The 19152-nt window shown below is 43.4% G+C and carries 20 protein-coding genes; 9 read left to right on the top strand and 11 right to left on the bottom strand.

The genetic code is table 11. The annotated features are described in order from the left end of the window. The first annotated feature begins 88 nt into the window (after nucleotides 1-88). Nucleotides 89-688: a hypothetical protein gene (locus ACZ5V1_RS14080; protein ID WP_464389382.1), complete on the top strand. Its 600-nt coding sequence runs from the start codon at nucleotides 89-91 to the stop codon at nucleotides 686-688. 41 nt (nucleotides 689-729) lie between these two features. On the opposite strand, the gene ACZ5V1_RS14075 is transcribed toward ACZ5V1_RS14080, so the two are convergent. Then, nucleotides 730-1185 (bottom strand): type III secretion system chaperone, encoded by a 456-nt coding sequence (locus ACZ5V1_RS14075; protein ID WP_464389381.1) that lies wholly within the window; start codon nucleotides 1183-1185, stop codon nucleotides 730-732. A gap of 449 nt (nucleotides 1186-1634) precedes the next feature. Between ACZ5V1_RS14075 and ACZ5V1_RS14070 the strand changes: the two genes are divergently transcribed. Next, on the top strand, nucleotides 1635-2912 hold the full coding sequence (locus ACZ5V1_RS14070; protein WP_464389380.1) for an L-cysteine desulfidase family protein: 1278 nt from the start codon (nucleotides 1635-1637) through the stop codon (nucleotides 2910-2912). Nucleotides 2913-3802: 890 nt separating this feature from the next. Here ACZ5V1_RS14070 and ACZ5V1_RS14065 read toward each other — a convergent pair. Further along, on the bottom strand, nucleotides 3803-4075 hold the full coding sequence (locus ACZ5V1_RS14065) for a hypothetical protein (RefSeq protein ID WP_464389379.1): 273 nt from the start codon (nucleotides 4073-4075) through the stop codon (nucleotides 3803-3805). 827 nt (nucleotides 4076-4902) lie between these two features. On the opposite strand from ACZ5V1_RS14065, the gene ACZ5V1_RS14060 reads away from it, so the two are divergent. Further along, a complete protein-coding gene (locus ACZ5V1_RS14060) occupies nucleotides 4903-5223 on the top strand; it encodes a helix-turn-helix domain-containing protein (protein ID WP_464389378.1) in 321 nt (106 codons plus the stop codon). A gap of 422 nt (nucleotides 5224-5645) precedes the next feature. Here ACZ5V1_RS14060 and ACZ5V1_RS14055 read toward each other — a convergent pair whose 3' ends face one another. From ACZ5V1_RS14055 to ACZ5V1_RS14045, 3 genes are all read right to left on the bottom strand, one after another. Then, a complete protein-coding gene (locus ACZ5V1_RS14055) occupies nucleotides 5646-6134 on the bottom strand; it encodes a hypothetical protein (RefSeq protein ID WP_464389377.1) in 489 nt (162 codons plus the stop codon). A gap of 115 nt (nucleotides 6135-6249) precedes the next feature. Continuing rightward, complete coding sequence (locus tag ACZ5V1_RS14050; protein WP_464389376.1) at nucleotides 6250-6744, bottom strand: hypothetical protein; 495 nt, start codon at nucleotides 6742-6744, stop codon at nucleotides 6250-6252. Between the two features lie 3 nt (nucleotides 6745-6747). Next, a complete protein-coding gene (locus ACZ5V1_RS14045; RefSeq protein WP_464389375.1) occupies nucleotides 6748-7275 on the bottom strand; it encodes a hypothetical protein in 528 nt (175 codons plus the stop codon). A gap of 538 nt (nucleotides 7276-7813) precedes the next feature. On the opposite strand from ACZ5V1_RS14045, the gene ACZ5V1_RS14040 reads away from it, so the two are divergent. Next, nucleotides 7814-8077: an RNA recognition motif domain-containing protein gene (locus ACZ5V1_RS14040; RefSeq protein WP_464389374.1), complete on the top strand. Its 264-nt coding sequence runs from the start codon at nucleotides 7814-7816 to the stop codon at nucleotides 8075-8077. A gap of 436 nt (nucleotides 8078-8513) precedes the next feature. On the opposite strand, the gene ACZ5V1_RS14035 is transcribed toward ACZ5V1_RS14040, so the two are convergent. Continuing rightward, entirely contained in the window at nucleotides 8514-9380 is an 867-nt protein-coding gene (locus ACZ5V1_RS14035; protein ID WP_464389373.1) for a LysR family transcriptional regulator, read from the bottom strand. 131 nt (nucleotides 9381-9511) lie between these two features. Between ACZ5V1_RS14035 and ACZ5V1_RS14030 the strand changes: the two genes are divergently transcribed. Then, the gene (locus ACZ5V1_RS14030) at nucleotides 9512-10057 is read left to right on the top strand and encodes a nitroreductase family protein (protein WP_464389372.1); all 546 of its coding nucleotides are present in this window, start codon (nucleotides 9512-9514) and stop codon (nucleotides 10055-10057) included. A gap of 46 nt (nucleotides 10058-10103) precedes the next feature. After that, nucleotides 10104-10397 carry a putative quinol monooxygenase gene (locus ACZ5V1_RS14025; protein ID WP_464389371.1) on the top strand — a complete coding sequence of 98 codons (294 nt, stop codon included), beginning with the start codon at nucleotides 10104-10106 and terminating at the stop codon, nucleotides 10395-10397. Between the two features lie 62 nt (nucleotides 10398-10459). Here ACZ5V1_RS14025 and ACZ5V1_RS14020 read toward each other — a convergent pair whose 3' ends face one another. Further along, entirely contained in the window at nucleotides 10460-11266 is an 807-nt protein-coding gene (locus ACZ5V1_RS14020) for a hypothetical protein (RefSeq protein ID WP_464389370.1), read from the bottom strand. A gap of 677 nt (nucleotides 11267-11943) precedes the next feature. Here ACZ5V1_RS14020 and ACZ5V1_RS14015 point away from each other — a divergent pair. Continuing rightward, nucleotides 11944-12930 (top strand): universal stress protein, encoded by a 987-nt coding sequence (locus ACZ5V1_RS14015; protein ID WP_464389369.1) that lies wholly within the window; start codon nucleotides 11944-11946, stop codon nucleotides 12928-12930. 193 nt (nucleotides 12931-13123) lie between these two features. On the opposite strand, the gene ACZ5V1_RS14010 is transcribed toward ACZ5V1_RS14015, so the two are convergent. Both ACZ5V1_RS14010 and ACZ5V1_RS14005 read right to left on the bottom strand, forming a co-directional pair. Then, nucleotides 13124-13603 (bottom strand): phosphatidylglycerophosphatase A family protein, encoded by a 480-nt coding sequence (locus ACZ5V1_RS14010; protein ID WP_464389368.1) that lies wholly within the window; start codon nucleotides 13601-13603, stop codon nucleotides 13124-13126. A 36-nt stretch (nucleotides 13604-13639) separates the two neighbouring features. Then, complete coding sequence (locus ACZ5V1_RS14005; protein ID WP_464389367.1) at nucleotides 13640-14254, bottom strand: Maf family protein; 615 nt, start codon at nucleotides 14252-14254, stop codon at nucleotides 13640-13642. Between the two features lie 266 nt (nucleotides 14255-14520). On the opposite strand from ACZ5V1_RS14005, the gene ACZ5V1_RS14000 reads away from it, so the two are divergent. Further along, the gene (locus ACZ5V1_RS14000; protein ID WP_464389366.1) at nucleotides 14521-14964 is read left to right on the top strand and encodes a DVU0524 family FlgM-associated protein; all 444 of its coding nucleotides are present in this window, start codon (nucleotides 14521-14523) and stop codon (nucleotides 14962-14964) included. A gap of 26 nt (nucleotides 14965-14990) precedes the next feature. Next, complete coding sequence (gene flgM, locus ACZ5V1_RS13995) at nucleotides 14991-15308, top strand: flagellar biosynthesis anti-sigma factor FlgM (protein ID WP_160713737.1); 318 nt, start codon at nucleotides 14991-14993, stop codon at nucleotides 15306-15308. 87 nt (nucleotides 15309-15395) lie between these two features. On the opposite strand, the gene ACZ5V1_RS13990 is transcribed toward flgM, so the two are convergent. Together ACZ5V1_RS13990 and ACZ5V1_RS13985 are read right to left on the bottom strand one after the other, a co-directional pair. Beyond that, nucleotides 15396-16457 carry a hypothetical protein gene (locus ACZ5V1_RS13990; protein WP_464389365.1) on the bottom strand — a complete coding sequence of 354 codons (1062 nt, stop codon included), beginning with the start codon at nucleotides 16455-16457 and terminating at the stop codon, nucleotides 15396-15398. A 476-nt stretch (nucleotides 16458-16933) separates the two neighbouring features. After that, entirely contained in the window at nucleotides 16934-18892 is a 1959-nt protein-coding gene (locus ACZ5V1_RS13985) for a heavy metal translocating P-type ATPase (RefSeq protein ID WP_464389364.1), read from the bottom strand. Nucleotides 18893-19152: the final 260 nt, after the last annotated feature.

Here is a 19152-nt window from a genome sequence, read left to right as displayed (position 1 = left end):
TAGAGCATAGCGATTGTGTGTACTGTGTTTTCACCAACCAGAACTGTGCCGGACATTTCGAGCCGGTTTATAATATTTTGGAGAGACTATGGACCTTTCAATCGCAAAAATGGCTAAAAGCTCGTTCCGTTGTGCAACGTACGGGGCGGATATTGAAGCATTTACAGCGGCGCACAACGGCTCCCTTGCGGGTACCATGCATTGTGCCCGTTACCTTGGTAGCCGTGTGTTTATTGATGGCGTAACAAAAGAAGTTATTGATTCTGAAGGCGTAGTGCTCTCTGGAATGGAGCATCTTGTTGAAGAGTTCGATAAACTTATTGAGCTGCTCGGCGAAAAAATGCAGGGCCCTTTTTACGCAGATGGTGTTCTTCTTCCTGTGCAGAAAGGGAAGCCGCATTTTCGTATCTACGATATGTATGCACCGGAGGCTGAAAACCCGTTCACATTGTGGACGCAGATAAACATATTGGCAGATGCATTTATGGTTTTGGATAAGCAAACAATGTATATGCGCCCAGTTCAGTATTTTCACTCTCGTTCGTTCTCAACACAAAAAGCGTACGATCGCTGGATTAAGGCGTGGACAAAACGTGCAGGGTGCGGCGGTGTTATCTTTAAGGGTGCTGAAATGGTCTACGAGCCGAATGTCCTTCTGGACGACGTGTGCGAGATCAAAGCGCAATAAAAATTTTGCCTCCGGCGGATTAGATTCTCCGGAGGCTTTTTTTAAGCTCTGCCTACAAAACTCTGTACATTCCATCCACAGGCCGCAGCTTTTTCTTTTTCACGCGGGCTGTCTTCAAATGCCGTTTTCCATACTGTGACTGTCTCCAGAAACATTTCTAGTGTCTCTTCAAATATAGTCATATCTAGCTTTTCAATGGAAAGCCTGCGCATTAACGCCAGCACATCGGCACTGCGGAGCAGGATGAATCTGCAACCGTGGAGTTGCCCCCAAAAGAGGTTCAGCTCTAATGCGTCTGCAAAAAGTTCTTCGTCTGCTTTTACCACAGGGCTTATGAGTAAAAGGCTGTCAGTCACATCATCCAGTTCCAGATTTACTTCGAGTTGATTATCGAAAATTATCCTACAGCTTCCGTCTTCATTCAATTCTAGCGTTTCAAGAGCAATGCGTTCTCCGAACTGTTTTAGAATTTGCTGTATCTTTTTGTGATTATTCATAGATTTCACCATTTTGTAAAAACACTTAAATTAAGAAATCTGATACCTGTACCTATTGTACCATCAGCACAAGTGCTGTACCAGTCATGAACAATATGTGTGTGCAGTCTTTTTTTCAGGCTTTAACTTTCTTATATAGTAGAATGTTAGTTGCGAATTGCTTGAACGCTATAAAGACTTCGATAGGATGTTGGTGTCTGTCTGTACTCTACAGCTTCGACAGAATTAAAAGCATCCTGCATACAATGGCAGTGGTGTAGAATGGGGTGATACAAGATCGCTTTGTGTTCAGAATGAGGGCTTGTGAAACCTTCTTGACGGACGTGCGGATTTCTTCCTACTGAGTCGCTACAATTTTATTGAGCGTTACATAAATTGCTTGAAGTGATCTTTCAGCTTACTATACATAATGAATGTTATTCCAATTAAATAGATTTAGGTGAGACACAATGACAATTAAGAAAGAATGGGTTGAATTTATAACTATTTTGAACCGGGAAGTAGTTCCGGCATTAGGTTGTACTGAGCCAATAACTGCGGCTTTGGCAGCAGCGCGTGCGGTAGAAGCGCTGGGTGTTAAGCCGGAGAGTATTCTTGTTCAGGTTAGTGGCAACCTGCTTAAAAATGGTATGGGAGTGGGCGTTCCGGGCACCGGAATGACAGGACTTCATATCGCTGCTGCTGTTGGTGCTCTCGGCGGCAAGTCTGAATTACAGCTTGAAGTGCTGCGTGATTTGACTCCAGAGGTTGTTGAAGCAGCTAAACAGCTTATTGTGGATGGCAAGGTACGAGTCGAACTAGCAGAAACAGAAGAAGTGCTGTTCGCTAAAGCTACTGTTGCAGCAGAAGGCCATACCGCAACCTGTACCATCGCCCGTACCCATGCAGGAATCATCGAAGTTACTAAAAATGATGTAGTCATCGAAAGTACTCCGTTAGAGAATGAAGAAGTTTCAGATGATTCTTGGCCACTTTCTGTGTCAGCTATTTATGACTTTGCTCTCGGAGCAGAGTTTGAAGATATTTCGTTTATTCTTGAAGCAGCTCGTCTTAACGATTCCATTGCTGCGGAAGGTCTTGAGCATGACTTCGGTCTCAAAGTCGGTCGCTCCATGGATGAAGATATAGCATTAGGCTTGCGTTCTGATGATATCACATCTTTTGCAACCCGTCTCGCAGCAGCTGCATCAGATGCCCGCATGGACGGCATTATGCAGCCTGTAATGAGTAACTCAGGTAGCGGAAACCAAGGTATTACTGCGACTATCCCAGTAACTGCTTTTGCTCGCAGATTGGGCAAATCTGAAGAAGAGATGACTCGTGCACTTATTTTAAGTCACCTGATGGCAATTCACTTAAAGCATCATCTCGGTAGACTCTCAGCATTATGCGGTGCAATTCTCGCTGCTACCGGTTCCGGTTGCGGTATTGTTATGCTGCTTGGTGGCGGGCTCGTTGAAATTGAACGAACCATTAAGAACATGGTTGGTACTATCGCCGGTATGATCTGCGACGGAGCAAAAACATCATGCGCACTAAAAGTTGCTTCCAGCGTAGAAGCTGCAATTAACTCTGCGTTACTCGCTATGAAAGGTACTTCCGTACCGGGTGGTGATGGTATTGTGGATGACGATATTGAAATTTGTATCAAGAACCTTGGTCGTCTCGGAAGCGCAGGCATGTGTGAGACCGACAAAATTATCTTGGATATTATGGTGAATAAGTAGATTCGCCTCCGGCGGCTCTCCGAGGGCGCTTCTCAGCGGGAGCAAGAGGGGCGCCCTCTTGACTGCGAAGTATGGATACGCAGTGCTTCTGACGCTGAGAACGTATACTTGGTCTATATAATATGAGAAATGAAAAAAGGGTGGCTAATGGCCACCCTTTTTAGTTGGTATTGATTGGGGTAACCACTCTAAGTTATTCTTTGTCTTTCCCGAGATCACTCAAAACAACAGATCGGACATTAGAAATAGCTACAGAGTATCTAGTTGGCCCATACGTTAGCGTAGAAATTGGGATTCCCCATGAACCATGTTGGTCCCCAATAATGTTTACTTCGTTCTGCCTGCATGTAAAAAAACGTGGAACAATACCTATGAAGTACACTATATTATCTTCTATTGCCACTGCATGGAAAAAACTACTGATAAATATAAGCAGCGGTGTGATGTACAAAAAACATGTGATGGAAATTATCACAATACTCATCATGCCATATAGTTGGAGAGGAAGCTGCAAGAACCAATACGCTGGGTAGGCAAAAAAAAGCCCCATGAGAAGAAACGGAAACCTTGTTCTGTTTGTTACAATGCTTATGTCATTTTTAAGGCCTTGAAATCCAGCCTTGCGGAAAAAATAATAAGGAACAGCACGTCGTAAATCAAAACAGAAAATCAAACACGCTATATTTGCAAGTAAAAGAACGAACGCTAAGTAAACTGGATAAATTCGGAAACAATCTATAAGAAATTGCACCATTCCCCCTTTATGAACAACACATCTTGTTATTGTTGTTCAAACTTAATTCCGATATTTATTGTTTAATGACAGAATGTTGTCAACATTGCTTTTCAGGTTGCTACACAATGCAAAGGCTGTTTGCCCTCTCTATGTACTATTTTTTCTTATCTGAAGAGGAATTGTCATTAGCCCCTTTATTTATCCCGTTAATTATATCAGCTAATCCTTCTGCAGCTTTCTGCCTAGGGTCTGGAATTATCCCAAGCAACTTCCAAAACTTTAAGGTAACATCGCTAAATTCTTTTCCAAATCTTCTAGCATTCTCTATTGCAGGTTCTATATCGACTTTTGTCGATCTTTTTTCAGTCTCACGCTTACAATTAGGGTGCGGACGTTCTGGTTTTTCCCAGTGAATTCCCTCGCCCATGGCTTGGCATAAGTCACAAGGTCCTGCTTTGGGCAGTACTTTCCAATATTCAGTTTATGAATCATCTTTGCGTGTTCTGGTGTCTGCCCCAGAGGAATCATGTGATTTAAAAACTTCTTTGCTGACAAATTCTTCAGTGGTCATGGCTTGATGGGACTTGGGCATGGATTCTCCTAGCTTTATAGCATGTTATGTTTTTATTTTGTTGATACTATTTCTTACTTTACTTGTTCTCAGGGCACGTTTTGCACCAGAAATGCTATCATTAAGGATTTTCTTAAATCGATGGTAGATGGGTGTTGGCTAGGTGTCGCTATGGTCTTAAGGTCGCGTTAGACAACTTGACGACATTGGGGCAGTTGGTCGTACCAAGAAATACCAACTTCTATTCAATAAAAAAATTTCGGGTAGGTAGTTGAGTCTTGTTACCGCACTTTCAAATTAGACATCGGTGTAAAAAAGGGTGGCACATGTGCCACCCTTTTTTTAGTTGATATGGATATAAAGTTGATTCTTATAGAATGCCATAGAGTGATTAATATGAGTAGCTTATTGATGTAGTAACAGCCTGTTTTGAATGTTTGATATGAGCTGTTGCAGTCTCTAGGTAGGGAGTTGAGGCGTGAAAAATTCTATAAAAAAAGCATGAGAGTAGTAAGAAAACACTTTTCATCTTATAACGAACTTTTTAAAATATTATTCTTTTTGTAAAAGGGAAAAGCTAATAGGTGGTTAACCTATAACGTATTTTTTTTGGGTAAAATTTTGGTTATAGAATGTTTTTGTGTTCTCGATCAAAGGACATGATGCCCTTATAGGAGGATTCTATGTCTACAGAATTGGAACGGTTAGGAAAAAGAGTACGTACATTACGTAAAGCTAAGAAGATGACTCAGGAACAGCTAGCGACTGCAGCTGACTCTGGGGCAAAGTACATTAGCGAGCTTGAGCGTGGTGAAGCAAACGTGACTATTACTTTAGTCAGTAAACTAGCCGAGGGACTTGGGGTGGCAACTAGCGAACTTTTTGAGAACGCTCACGAAGAAGATTGTCTGGAATTACGAAAAGAAGTTAGCCGAATGGTCAGCGAAGCAGATGATGAGAGAATAAGATTGCTATACAGGGTTATGAAAGCTGTTGTTCAATAGCTGAAATGAGATGCTTTAGTGTTTTATGGCCTGATCGTGTTGATTCTTATATCGTGGATGATGATATTGAAATTTGCATCAAGAACCTTGCTCGCCTCGGAAGCACAAGCATGTGTGAGACTGACAAGATGATCTTGGATATTATGGTGGGTAAGTAGAGCTGCCTCCGGCGGCTCTCCGAGGGCGCTTCTCAGCGGGAGCAAGAGGGACGCCCTCTTGACTGCGAATTATGTATGCGCAGTGCTTCTGGTGCTGAAAACGTGTGTACGATGTATCTATTCTAAGAAATGGAAAAAGGGTGGCTCTAGACCATCCTTTTTTGTTTTTATGTCCGCTAACTGTTCAGGCTATGAGTATAGAAAAGACTTTTGCATAATTATTCCCACTTTCCGCATTCTTTGAATAACCGATAGATGGAAAGCTTACCTGTCCATTAATTCAGCTTTTTCTCTTAAGTGCTGCTTTAGGAGGTAGTCATACACAAAAAATGCTTTTGGTTTTATCTTTGGACATACCTTCCGTGCTGCATCAAATGCTTCTTCCTTGGTTTTAAAATAGGTATGAATCTGTCGGGAGTTGACACATGTCGGGTATGGGGTGCCCCCAAAAACAATTTCTGTAGGGGTTGATAGAAGGAAAGGCCTGTATTCAATTCTTGTCCCGTCAGGATAGATAGTTGCGATTTTGTTTGGGTCAGCAAATTCTTGATATTTTGAAGCGTATTCGGGCTTAAGCCAGAATGCGGTGGGGTATACGTATGGATATTCTTCTGTGAGGACAGGTGGGTCTGATGTCCTTGCTTGGACAATGGTAATTCTAGCAATCTCATCGCATGAAATAGGAATGATACTTTCTGCATATGCCAGAGAAGCTGATAGCGTTAATAGCAGCAGTGGGATGAAAAGTTTCATTTTTTAATTCCAAATTTGATAACAGAAGTACATTCATCAGCACCAGCAAGCACTAATTCTACTCACCATGTAAGAGGCATTCATTACACCATCAGTGGTAAGCCTCGTGTTAGTTCTAGTTATTTAGACTATTTAATTCAGCTTTTTCTCTTAAGCGCTGTTTTTCTAGATAATCATACAGAAAGAAAACTTCCGGTTTTATCTGCGGGCATATCTTCTGTGCTGCTTCCAAAGCTTTTTCTCTTGTTTTAAAAATAAGAAGAAGGCTTTTGCCACTTACGTGCATTCTGTACGGACTGTCTACAGCAACGATTCCTGTGGATGTGGATAAGCGAATGGGGTTTAGTTCGCTTTTTGTTCCGTCAGGGTGGGTAATTTCAATTATGTTTGGATTATAAAACTGGTGAAATTTGTCATAAGCTTCGGGTTTTAAAGATACACCGGTGAGATATATATATGGGTATTCTTTCACATGGATTGGTGCGTCTGATGACAGAGTTTGATTTACAGAAGTTCTGGCAACATCATCGCATGAAATGGGGATGATGCTTTCCGCGTGCGCTAAGGGAACTGAAATAGCGAACAATAGTAGCCAGATGATAAGTTTCATTCTTTAATTCGTAATATGATATTTAAACATACAGTTATCGCCAACGTCAGTCATTAATTCTACTCGCCATGTAAGAGGGATTTCACCAAATTTTGAAAAGTTATAAGTTTCCGATGCCCCTGGTGTCATGTGGCCCGTACATCTCTTTATTAAACCATCTACAGTGACCCGAACGCCACTAAGACTTAGCCCCATGCTAAAAATAGTCACATTAATACTCTGACCAGCAGTGAATTGCTCTGATGCTGTGTTACGCCATCCTTTCAGTGTATTGAATACATTAACTTGTATTGAGTCTGGCTTGATTTCACACTTGCAATTAGGATGTGGTCGCTCTGGTTTTTCCCAATGAACTCCTTCGCCCATAGCTTGGCATGCTTCACAAGCTCCCATGTTTGGAATAACTTTCCAATATTCAGTTTGCAAATCATTTCTGCGAGTTCTGGTGTCCCTTTGAGGAGAGTTATGTGATTTGAAAACTTCTTTGCTCACAAATTCTTTAGTGGTCATGGCTTGATGTGAATTAGGCATCGCCCCTCCTAGCTTTATAGCAGTCATGTTCTTTCTTCTATGGCTGCTATTTTGTATTTAACTTATTCTCACGACACGTTTTAGCGTTTGAAATGCTATCATTACGAATTCTGCTAAATCGATAGTAGATGGGTGTTAGCTCGGTGTAACGATGGTCTGAAGGTAACGTTATACCTCTTGACGGCATTGGGGCTGTTAATCGTAACAAGAGATATCAACTCCTATCCAATAGAGAAAAAAAGTTGGGTAGTGAGTAAAGAAACGGATAGTTTTTTGAGTTTATGTTTTGAATATAAAAAAAGAGCAAGCATTGTCTAACTGTCTTTATTTACTCCTATTTTAATGTTAAATCAGGCGTTCAGGTGATGTGCATGTACGGAATAAGTTGTCCCTTCAATGTTTATGGAAATAGGTGTTGACATGTCTGCATGGGCAAGGTAGTTTTACAAGATTAATTTATACAAAGTGTTTCTGTTTTAGGATAGATGCACGACGCTTCCCTGCTTTTTTTGGGGATATTTTTTTTTTGGAGTTTATTTTGAATAAGAATATTTATGTTGGTAACTTGTCTTGGGAATGTAACGATCAGGATCTTCGTAACCTTTTTGCTGATTTCGGCGAAGTTTCTTCTGCTCGCGTAATCGAAGATCGTGAAACCGGTCGTTCCCGTGGCTTCGGCTTTGTTGAAATGGAAGCTGCTGGTGCAGCACAGGCTATTGAATCCCTCAATGGTTCTGAGTTCCAGGGTCGTAACCTCAAGGTTAACGAAGCTCAGCCTCGCGAATCTCGCCCTCGTTACTAATCAATCGAAATTTATTTTGATGATTAAAAGCCCACCATTAGGTGGGCTTTTTTTTTGTTTAATTGTTTTGAATTACAAAAAACAGCTTGTTCAAATCGACCATACATAGCTCCATGATATTATTTTAGAAATATCATCACTTCTGCCTACTTCCCACCATTGTCGAATCTCATTATGTCAGCGTTATACCCTGCAAGCCTCTTGGTAGAGATAAGTAATGGTGAATAGCCATTGCTCATTTATTAACTATAGAATTTCTATAAGTTACTAGACGCTTCGATTTTACACACAGGGTTTTTTAAAATTAAAAAGGGTGGCATTATGCCACCCTTTCTTATGTTCAAACTATAATTTTTATTTCGTTGCTTTTCAAAAAATAGCATCGGGAGTTGTGCTGCTGGGGGGGAACGTTTCGATAGAAATTGTGAAGCGTACACTACATAAGCAGTTTTGCCATTTCAACTTTGATGAAATCAATAAAGAGACTTTTTGCGGGATTCATGTCGTTATCATCAGCAAAAAGTACAAGTTTGTGTTGGGGAAGATCCGGTAAGTTGTACGACGCTGGGGCTTTTCGCAATTTTTCTGTCAGCGCCCATATCGGCAAAGCAGAAATTCCTAAACCAGCTTCGACGGCAGCCTGTATGCTTACAACAGAATTTCCGGTAAATTTTACGACCCACTCTTTGCCTGCTCTGTTTAACGCTTCTGTGCTTTGGGTTCTAAAACAGCAGGGTGCAGAAAAAACGGCTAAGGGGATGCAAGGTGTGTCTGGTAACTCGTAATCTTGACCAAAAATCCAGACGAGCGGAGCTTTCAGTAAGGTTTGTTTTGTGAGGGTCGTGCTACAGTCTCCAGTGACTACAAGATCAAGCGCGCCTTCTTTATATAACGGAATAAGGGTTATTCCGTTTCCCATAGTCACTTCGAGATGAATATTGGGGTGATGTAGGCGGAATTGGCTGAGAAGAGGGGAAAGTAAGCTTGGAACGAAGTAGTCTTCAATGCCTATTCGTAGTGTTCCGGATGCCATTGGGGTGACAAAGCGTTGTAGGGCTTCGTTATGCAGGTTGATGATACGTTGTGCATACCCCTTTAACAGTTCCCCTTCAGGTGTGAGGGCAAGGCTTTTGCTCGTACGGGTGAATAATTTTGTATCCAGTCGTCCCTCAAGTCGCTTGATTTTAATGCTCACGCCAGATTGGGTAAGACCTATTTTGTCACCAGCTTTGGTGAATCCTCCTGTTTGGACGACAGCGAGAAAACACTGAAGCAGGTCAATTTCTAGTATGGTTGAGTTCATAGTCCATTGTGTATTGCAATTGATAGTATGACAACTATTAATTTGCATAATGATTTGGTTGTGCCTATATAGAATGTTCTTGCAACTTTTTTGAAGTGAAACCAAATAATTAAGACAAATAGGATAGAATCATGAACGAAGTAATGACAGCAATGTATGAGAGAAGAACAATCCGTAAATATACAGATCAGGAAGTTTCAGAAGAGACTCTTAGGGAGCTGTTCAAAATTATTGAGAGCACACAGTCATGGGCGAACTCGCAATGCTGGGAAGTCGTAGAGGTGCGAGACCCAGAACTCCGTAAGGCGTTGCAGAGCACTGTTCCTACTAAAAACCCTGCGTATACAGCCATTGTAAATGCACCAGTTCTTCTGGCTCTGTGCGCTCGAAGAGGACAGTCCGGAACTCTTGGGACGCCTGAAATGGCTACCAAACATGGCGACTGGTACATGTATGACCTTGGCCTTGCCACTCAGAACTTGTGTCTGGCAGCCCATTCTCTTGGACTTGGTACTGTTGTCGTTGGCTGGTTTGATCCTGACAAGGCAGAAGAGATTGTGAATGCTCCGGAAGGTGTGGAAGTAGTGTCTTTAATTCCGCTTGGATATCGCAATCAGAAGGGTGCCGCTCCGAAGCACAAACTTGTAGAAAATTTTGTGCACGTAGATACATTTTAAACCATTCCACTCAGTACTGACGTGGGAAAAATTTGGAGAGAATAGTATGCAAAAACCGTTGACCATTCTTGCTCAGATTGAAGCAAATCCAGAAAGTGTTGATTTGATGAAAGCAGAATTAACAAAGCTTATTGAGCCCACCCGTAAAGAAAATGGGTGCTTGCAATATGTTTTGCATCAGGACAATGAACAGCCTGAGTTCTTTGTTTTTTATGAAACTTGGGAGAAACGGGAGTTGTGGCAGGTTCACATGAAGAATGAAAATCTTGCTGCGTTCATGAAGAATACAGAGGGTGCAATAAAAACGTTTACCCTAAATGAAATGACGCAAGTAGATTAGTCAGTAGCTAGCTCAGTGACTAAAAGGACCACTCATGATGTTTATGGGTGGTTTTTTTGTATCTATTGAGTTTTAAATACCTGCTGGCAAACTGTGCATGCGTATGAATCGCGGGGAGTGCAATATTCTCCTCGAACTTTGAAACACTCTTCTGCCTGCATCAGGGCAGCGGCTTTTCCTGCTGCTTTGTTTTTTTGTGAAGTGGTGCCGTTAATTCTGTCGATATTGCCTTTAATCCAACGCTTCAGATAAAAGCGCTTGCCGCCTCGTGTCATATGCACGGCGCGCTGCTCTGCAACGCGGAGCTCGGAAACAAAGTCACTGGTGAGATTGCGGGTCTCCATTTGTACGGCATACTCAAGAGCTTCGAGAGAGTTAAAGTTTGCAAGGCGTACTAGGTTGCCCGCAAGTTGTTTCGGGCAGTCTTCGTGCCGCTCTTTTTCTATAACAAGAAACGCAACTTCGTCTGGAAGTACGTCTTCTTCGTCTCTTGCTTTGTCACGTTCTTCAGAATGGTTGAAGACATGCGTGATTTCAACGTGGAATACGCTGTTCGCATTGATGTCCTGTAAGGCGATTTCGAGAAATTCGTCGATAATATCGTATTCAACGATTCGGCTGGACATGCCAAGTAGATATGCAAGCTGAGTTGTTTTGAAAATGCCGTAATCGCGCCCGACAAGGTTGGCAAAAATACGGAGTGCTTGCACAGAGCGGAGATTTGAGAACACAAGGTACGGCTTTAGTAATTCCTGTGCTTGCTGCAAATGAGGCATAGGGCGTCCCGTCACGCGGGTAAGGTCATCCTTGGATGGGCGCTTAAGCGGATTGGCTCCGTAATACAGGCTTTTTGATGTCGGGCTGCTCATATCTACCTCCTGAAACTGTGCGAAAAACGCAGGTGCTGTGCTTGTGTAACAGCTTTTTAGTAAGCCTGCTACAGTGCACGTAGTACTGCCATTATTCAGGCAAATTGATGAATGTTGCAGTTTGTCATCATTTTAACTAGCTGAAAATACATGGCTAAAATGAACACTCTCGTGATGTGCGGTGAAAAGATGCAGAAAACGTCAGCTGCTCATTATTTGAAAATAGTCAATTGCAAACAAAAAGCACGACTAAAGCCCGTGAGAGTGGCATTCTCGAGATAAAATTTTACATAAATTTGTTTGTGTACACAATCACATATGATAGTACGGCTTAGTCATTCTGGAGAAGAGATTAGAAATTGCTTGCTGCCTCTTCTTATGGCATTGCGGATTGACTATTCAATCCGCAATTTTACTTGATGATTTATTCAATTATTTTGGGTGTTTCTTTTTCCAATTATGGCAAAAAAACATAAAAAAGTAGTGAGCAACATGAAGTAATGACTAACTTTAGTGTTATAAATAAGTAATACAGAAGGTTGGAATAAAAGGCTTGTGAAAAAAAGTACGTTCGGTTATCTATACCTCAACTGATTAACAAGTCAGGTCTGTGCGCCAACACAGAGAAACAATTAACATAGTAGTGAGTGAACAGTATGATGCAGCAAGCAACACTGATGAAATCATCTGTTTGGTCCCAAAATAGAACACAACCTAGCGTGCTCATTGGGGTCGGAAACGACCATACCAAACAATACGGCATTCGTTTTGTACGTGATTTTTTCTGCCAGGATGAACTAGCAAAATTTACACTTTTTCATCTGCAAAACGCTAAAACACTTCAGTTACCCGGCACGGATGAACGGTCTGCCAGCGCCAAAGAGACCGTTGCTGAAGAGTTCTTAGCACGAACAGGTGAACAGCTGTCATGCTTGGTCACTGCTCAGGCTAGCCTGAAGCAGGTAGGGATTTCAAGCAACCGCTTAGCACTTCTTTCTAGACTGCAGACCCATTCTAAGGCTTGGGATCTGATGGATGAAGCAGCTAACGGTAACCATGACGCTCTCGTTCTAGGCAAACGTGGTAAATCATGGTTTGAGAGCATGATTAACGGCTCCACCGATATTACAAAAGAAGTTATCGAGCAGTCCTGTGCAAGACCGATTTGGCTTGCCCCTTCATCGATTCATGGCCGCAGGAATGTGCTGTTGTGTGTGGACGGTTCTCGTTCCTCCAGAAACATCACTGAACATGTAGCGCAGGTGGTTGCGAGCAACCCAATGCACACAATTACCGTACTACATGTGGCTCCCGGTAAAAAATATACTACCGCTTCTCCGAGTGTTGCGTTTCTGAATAAACAGTCTCGCAATCAGCGCAAAGCGCAGTGTTTCATTTCAAAAACCAGCCACCAGGTTGTAGCCGATGCAGTTGCCCTGCTCGTTGCAAACGGTGTGGAAGAAAGTGTCATCAGAACCCAGTTGACGCATTCTAACGACCCAGCTTCTGTGATCATGGAAACCTCCGATCAAGGTAACTTTGCAGTAGTAGCTATGGGACGTTCCGGTACAGGAAACAGTTTCATGCGCCACATGCTTATGGGCTCTTCTGTAGCTCACGTGTGGAAAAAACTTGATAACGCTTGCTTGTGGTTATCGTGTTAGGAACCCGTTAGTGGTAACTTCGCAACACCTCAAGGTAACTCCTCAGTCTTAGACACCCCCGGCCGTGCAGTGAAGGCCCATCTTCCTGCATGGTCGGGCTCCATACAAAAAAGGGCTTCGTAATTTTTTACGAAGCCTTTTTTTGTATGTATTTTCCGCTGCCGTTTAGCTGGCAACATGTATCAATAGCTTTTTATGCAAATAAAAATCTCAGCACACCAAGGCATACCATTGCGTAGAGCCCTGCCAGAACATCATCAATCATAACGCCCCAACCGCCTTCAAACCATGTTTCGGAATCCTTAACAGGGAAGGGTTTTGCAATGTCAAAAATCCGGAACAAGATGAATGCGATCACCATCCACCAGAATGATAATGCTGCGAACGGCAGGATTGTTATCCACTGACCCACCAGTTCATCCAGAACAATTTCTCCCGGATCTTTACTGCCTAAAACTTCTTCCGCCCGGGTGATTTGTAAGCTTCCCCAGCAAAAAAGGGCGACAATAACAACAATACGCATCCACATTGGAAGCGGCATAAAAAAGATTGGCGCAAGTAGGATAGCGACAGCAGAACCTACTGTGCCCGGAGCATACGGCGAAAGACCGGAAGGCCCCAGACGTGAAGCGTGAACTGCAATTTTGTCGCATAATGAAAGTTCTGTGTTCATAAAACAGCCCCTAGATTGGTAGCCCTGAGACTACTATTATACTGATGGAGTGACGACTCCGGCAGTGTGTAATTTTTCCAGCAACTCGGTTACTGGCAGCCCTACAACATTAGACCACGAGCCGCAGATCAATTCCACAAGAAACGATCCAATTCCTTGAATCGCATAGGCTCCTGCTTTGTCTGCCGGTTCTCCGGTGCGGATATATGCCTTTAACGCATCTTCTGCATACTGCTTCATAGTCACTGCAGTTTCAACGGCATAGGTGTCTGTAGTGCCGTCAGGGTATACAAGGGCAGTTGCAGTGATTACTTTGTGGGTATTGCCGGAAAGTCTGCTTAGCATGTCCAGCGCGTGGGCATCATTGGCAGGTTTCCCCATAATTTCGTCACCGAGCACTACAATGGTATCTGCACCGATAAAGCAGGCAGTGCCGCTCTGCTTAGAGATTCCACGTACAGACATTGTTTTGGCAAGAGCACAACGGCAGGCAAACGCAGCCGGTGCTTCTCCTGCCTCTGGCAGTGGTTCGTCTCCGGCGTGAGTTTCAACTGTGAAGGCTATGCCGAGTTCGGAAAGAAACTGGCTACGACGCGGAGATCCGGAAGCCAGAACAATTGGCTTCATTGTAGAGTAAACGGGGGTATTCATATACTGATAGTAGTTCCGGTTATAATGTAGTGATTGTTTGCCGCACTGTGCTGTATGTGTCGAGTATTTGTCAATAAATTGAATTGAGATGTGGTGCAGCAGGGTTGTGACGTTATAATTACAGACATTAGAGTAACTGTAACGTGTCTTTTGTCTATCAAATACAAATTTTTTTGCAGTTAAATAGCGTTTACTCAGATTCTAATGAGTATCAGTCTAAAGTTTATCTTTAGAAGGTCGATACCGACTATTAAGAGTATAGCGTCATGACAATAAAATCATTTTATGTGCAAAATATGCTTCGTAAATATAAGAAGCAAATTACATCTGCCCAGCATATTGCCCGGGCGACTGATTCGGCACGTAATCTGCATCTCAATTATCAGGACGATAACGCTCAATTATCTGACATGGACCAGCGCGTTGTGGATTCACGGCGGCAGGGACTTGTGGAGCGAGTTGCCAGAGAAGTCTACGAAAACTTACTTTTCTCCGGCAGCACTAACCCAATAGTGGAAGAAATAAAGGCGCAACTTGAAATTGATATAGGGTTTGCCGTGCTTTTTCGAAATCCTTTTCCAAATCTTTCTCTACAAATATATAAAGAAACTGATTTGGGGCCGATAAAGGTTACAAGGGATGAAAAAGAAGACATTATGAACAAGCTCTGGGCAATCTCTTTAGACAAAGTCAATGCGACCATGTTATAAGCGTGCCGTTGACCGGGAGGTAGGGAATGAAAGTATATGATTACAACGCAAAGCTGGATTACGGCTCGACGCTGAACAAAGGGAAGCGCGCCGATCAGGCTGGACGTGAAAAGGTTGGTCGCGAGCAAACTTCTGTAGATGTTGAACCCCAAGGCGATAGGGTCAGCTTCTCTGATGAAGGACGCTTGCGCACTGAAGCGTATAAAGAAGCGATGAACGCACCGGAAGTTCGTAAAGACAAAGTAGCTGAGATTAAAGCTCAGATTGCTTCCGGAGAATATGAGATCGACAGTAAAAAGATTGCCGAAGGGCTTCTTCGCGACGATCTCGATCTCTTCATCTAATCTTTGTAACAGTTACAAGTAAAATAAGCCGCTCTCAAATGAGAGCGGCTTTTATGCGTTGTTGCAGCGTGCAGTTTGATCACAGGATCAGCTGCGAAGAGCTTCTATCGTCATTTCCTTGAAATCGTCAGTATTAAGCGCGATGCGTTCGTTTGTGACCCGTCGTTCTACTTGTTTACGAACTTTAGTGGCGATCATTCGTGCGCGGAGTTTGCGTACTTGCATGCCAAGCTCTCGTCCTACGTCCTGTACGTATTCAGGGTTGAGAGTAGCGTTGGCATTTGCTGTGACGGAATCTTTGAGCACTGCAAAATCCAGAACAAATTTACTCGGCTTATCCATCCGTTTATTTGCTTCCATTTTTATGACTTGCATCCGGCACCATGAGGCATTGTGTTGCAAAGACTCATACAGTGCCCGTTCTGCCATGCGCACAATCTGATTGCGGGAGAATACTCCCTCGCGCTTTGCCGAACCTACTTCGTTAAGCAGGCGAGTTGTGATGTATTCAATGCGGGATCGTTTAAGGCGCGCAGGGTCTTCATTCATTTCAGTTAATAAGAAATGCAGGTTGGCTTTGTTACCGACAAAATCGATGACACGCTGGTGGTTCTGGATTGCATCGCTCAGCTCGGCTGTATGCGGATGCTCTGGTTCATAGAACAAGGCTTCGTGTTCTGTCATTGGAACATTATGATGCAGTTGCTGTATCTGCTGTTCACGCATGCGGGAAATGTTTTTTGTCTTATTCATTAGAGAAGATATTTCGCCGCAAGTAAGTGTGCCGGAATTTCCCACAGTTGCACGACCGAGAAGACCTTGCCGTACTTTTATGCCGTCCATGCCGTGCATGGAAGGATTAGTGGTAGAGAGCGCTTCCCGAGCGTTATCAATGCCGTATTTTTTGACCAAACTGCTCCAGAGCGTCCACGCGGCAAGGCGGTTTTCCTCTACTATTTCCAGTTTAGTTTTTTCACAGTATCCTTTGAAAAGGCCAAACGGCTCCAGCATTGAAACAAGGCGTCCCTTCCATGTGTTCCCCGCTTTAAGCGTTCCGTCTTTTGTCAGACCTACCTTTTTCGGACTGCGGCCGATGTTCTCAAAACCTTTGAGTCCGGTGGTAGTTACATTTTTGCTTACTATTCGCATACGCTCCCCCGTGAGTCTCAGCTATTCGACTAATGGATAGTGTTGTCATTTGTGTATTGAGCAAAATAACGGACTATACCAGCTATAGAATAGATAAAAATAAAAGAAGTAGTTCTTCTTTTTTCTGTCTTAGGAAATATTTGGTATGTACCATTCTACAACGTTTCGCTCTAAAATCGCAAAAAGTGTTTCATGATATTATGCATCTTTTTTGTATATATTAAACAACGCTCTAAAATTATTACGTAATAGTTTGTTATAGTGTAATTGTGCGATGATACATACTTTGATGCATAGAAGCGGTTTGAAAAACGCTGTATGGTAGTCTTTCTGTGTCTATTTGTACCATAACTCCTTATAGACACAGTGTTGTCTTGCGTTGTCGCGCAGGTTGTTTGGATGAAGGCACTCATACGTCATGCCGATACAATTGGCAGAGTGCCTTCAAAGCAATTATGAGCTCGGATGCGTTTTGATTATCGTTTGAACGTAAAAATACGAGTTGAGTTTGCAAGCGCGAGCAAGGATGTACCTACATCTGCGAAAACGGCTTCCCACATGGTTGCAATGCCAAATATGCCGAGGGTTATGAAAATGCCCTTAACGACAAAGGCGAAAATAATATTCTGCCAGACGATTGTCCGGGTCTGCCGTGCGATGGCTATGGCTTGCGGCACCTTGGACGGTGCATCAGTCATAAGCACTACATCCGCGGTTTCAATGGCGGCATCGCTTCCTAATCCACCCATTGCAATTCCCACATCTGCGCGAGCGATAACTGGCGCATCATTAATGCCGTCGCCTACAAACGCTATGCGACCTTTTTGGTCCTGCTTTTCTTGTAGTTCTTCAAAGAACGCTACTTTTTCTTCCGGCAACAATCCTGCGTGGAATGTGTCCAGATTGAGTTCTTCTGCAAAGGCGCTGGCAGCTTTTTCATTGTCACCCGTGAGCATGGTTGTTTCTATTCCTTGCTCATTAAGCTGAAGGATGGCTTCAACCGAATCATCGCGCAATGCGTCACCTATGCTGATAGCGCCGGCGAAAACACGATCAACCGCAACGTAGACAATTGTTCCTTCCAGCCGTGATTGTGAGAAGTTAATGCGCTGCTGTGTAAGTAACGAGGCGTTTCCTGCCAGAATATATTTCCCGAAATAATGAACACTGGTACCTCTGCCGGAAATAGTTTTGGCTTCTTCCAGTCCGGTTTCATCCAGTTTCCCATCGTGCGCCTTGTAGTATTCAAGAATTGAACGCGCTATGGGGTGGGTGGAGTTGAACTCAGCTGCCGCTGCGCTTTCAATAAGTTGTTCTTTTGTAAACCCGTTTGCCGGATCGATATGATTAACAACAAATATGCCGTGGGTGAGTGTTCCTGTTTTGTCGAATGCAACGGCTGTAACGTCTGCAAGAGCATCGATGAAGTTAGATCCCTTAATAAGGATTCCTGAGCTTGAGGCACGTCCTATGCCCCCAAAATAGCCTAGCGGGATACTGATTACTAACGCACACGGGCAAGAGATAACCAGCAGAACAAGGGCTCTGTAGACCCACTTGGTCAAATCTTCTCCCATAACAAGTGACGGGATGAATGCCACAGCCAAGGCGATAAGCACCACATACGGGGTGTAGTATTTGGCAAATGTCGTAATGAACTTTTCTGTTTTTGCTTTACGCGCTGTAGCGTTTTCGACGAGGTCCATAATTTTTGCGATGGATGATTCTTTGAACAGGCGGGTAACCCGAAGTGTAATTGCGCCGTCTATGCAAATTTGCCCTGCCATCACCTCATCACCTTTATGCGCGGAAATCGGCACAGATTCGCCTGTGATCGCGGCTGTGTTTATCTGTGAGTTACCTTCCAGCACAACACCATCCAGAGGAATTTTTTCTCCCGGGCGGACTGTTACTTTTTCTCCGATGACGACCTCTTCCGGTACCCGTTCAACCACTCCTGAATTTGTGTGAACTCTTGCAATTTCAGGTTTTGATGCCAGCAACGCTGTGATTGAGTGGCGTGATCGGGCAACCGCTAGCGACTGCATCAATTCGCCTATCTTAAAGAAAATCATAATGCCGATGGCTTCAGAATACGCATGGATAGCAAGAGCACCCGCAGTGGCAATGACCATAAGGACGTTTTCATCAAAGAAGTCACCACGCAGAACCGTTTTGACCGCATTGGTCAGGACTGTGCCGCCCGCAAGCAGGTACGCAACGAGGACAAAGGCAAACTCCCATGATTGTAAGTTGTGTTCATGGAAGAGGTTTTCGAAAAACAACTCACATATAAAAAGCACAATTGCGACATAGAGCATGATTGCATCAGTATTAAGAAACAGGCTGTTGCGTTGTTGGCGTGCGCGCGCAGAGCATACTTCGCAGTTTGCTGCGTCTTCAAAAGTAGAGTGGCGATGCGTGATGGGTTCCATGACGTTGTCCTGTTTAGAATATGGCGGAAGAGGGCATCCAACTAGAGTTGCTTCTCCACCTGTAGCAAACCTATGGACATGTTACGATGCTAAACTTTGATAATATAATGCTGCGCTGTATTAAGACACTGTCCCAGTGTGTTGTATGGGGTGTAATGTGATGGAGTAGGAAAAAGATGTGTAGTTAACTTAGTGATATATTTCAAACAATTGTCGCACGAGGTCTGTGTTTGTTGTACTGTTGTGTATTCCCATGTGTC

It is taken from the genome of Halodesulfovibrio oceani subsp. galateae, from assembly GCF_055397225.1.
Note: the sequence above shows the minus strand (reverse complement) of the source record. Positions and strands in the feature narration are given on the sequence as shown.

Excerpts from the sequence above, each read along its gene's own strand:
- ACZ5V1_RS14030 (WP_464389372.1), top strand. The coding sequence starts at position 9,512 with ATGAACGAAGTAATGACAGCAATGTATGAGAGAAGAACAATCCGTAAA.
- ACZ5V1_RS14000 (WP_464389366.1), top strand. The coding sequence starts at position 14,521 with ATGACAATAAAATCATTTTATGTGCAAAATATGCTTCGTAAATATAAG.
- ACZ5V1_RS14065 (WP_464389379.1), bottom strand. The coding sequence starts at position 4,075 with ATGGGCGAGGGAATTCACTGGGAAAAACCAGAACGTCCGCACCCTAAT.
- ACZ5V1_RS13985 (WP_464389364.1), bottom strand. The coding sequence starts at position 18,892 with ATGGAACCCATCACGCATCGCCACTCTACTTTTGAAGACGCAGCAAAC.
- ACZ5V1_RS13990 (WP_464389365.1), bottom strand. The coding sequence starts at position 16,457 with ATGCGAATAGTAAGCAAAAATGTAACTACCACCGGACTCAAAGGTTTT.
- ACZ5V1_RS14020 (WP_464389370.1), bottom strand. The coding sequence starts at position 11,266 with ATGAGCAGCCCGACATCAAAAAGCCTGTATTACGGAGCCAATCCGCTT.
- ACZ5V1_RS14010 (WP_464389368.1), bottom strand. The coding sequence starts at position 13,603 with ATGAACACAGAACTTTCATTATGCGACAAAATTGCAGTTCACGCTTCA.
- ACZ5V1_RS14060 (WP_464389378.1), top strand. The coding sequence starts at position 4,903 with ATGTCTACAGAATTGGAACGGTTAGGAAAAAGAGTACGTACATTACGT.
- flgM (WP_160713737.1), top strand. The coding sequence starts at position 14,991 with ATGAAAGTATATGATTACAACGCAAAGCTGGATTACGGCTCGACGCTG.
- ACZ5V1_RS14005 (WP_464389367.1), bottom strand. The coding sequence starts at position 14,254 with ATGAATACCCCCGTTTACTCTACAATGAAGCCAATTGTTCTGGCTTCC.
- ACZ5V1_RS14055 (WP_464389377.1), bottom strand. The coding sequence starts at position 6,134 with ATGAAACTTTTCATCCCACTGCTGCTATTAACGCTATCAGCTTCTCTG.
- ACZ5V1_RS14080 (WP_464389382.1), top strand. The coding sequence starts at position 89 with ATGGACCTTTCAATCGCAAAAATGGCTAAAAGCTCGTTCCGTTGTGCA.
- ACZ5V1_RS14045 (WP_464389375.1), bottom strand. The coding sequence starts at position 7,275 with ATGCCTAATTCACATCAAGCCATGACCACTAAAGAATTTGTGAGCAAA.
- ACZ5V1_RS14015 (WP_464389369.1), top strand. The coding sequence starts at position 11,944 with ATGAAATCATCTGTTTGGTCCCAAAATAGAACACAACCTAGCGTGCTC.
- ACZ5V1_RS14035 (WP_464389373.1), bottom strand. The coding sequence starts at position 9,380 with ATGAACTCAACCATACTAGAAATTGACCTGCTTCAGTGTTTTCTCGCT.
- ACZ5V1_RS14050 (WP_464389376.1), bottom strand. The coding sequence starts at position 6,744 with ATGAAACTTATCATCTGGCTACTATTGTTCGCTATTTCAGTTCCCTTA.
- ACZ5V1_RS14070 (WP_464389380.1), top strand. The coding sequence starts at position 1,635 with ATGACAATTAAGAAAGAATGGGTTGAATTTATAACTATTTTGAACCGG.
- ACZ5V1_RS14075 (WP_464389381.1), bottom strand. The coding sequence starts at position 1,185 with ATGAATAATCACAAAAAGATACAGCAAATTCTAAAACAGTTCGGAGAA.
- ACZ5V1_RS14025 (WP_464389371.1), top strand. The coding sequence starts at position 10,104 with ATGCAAAAACCGTTGACCATTCTTGCTCAGATTGAAGCAAATCCAGAA.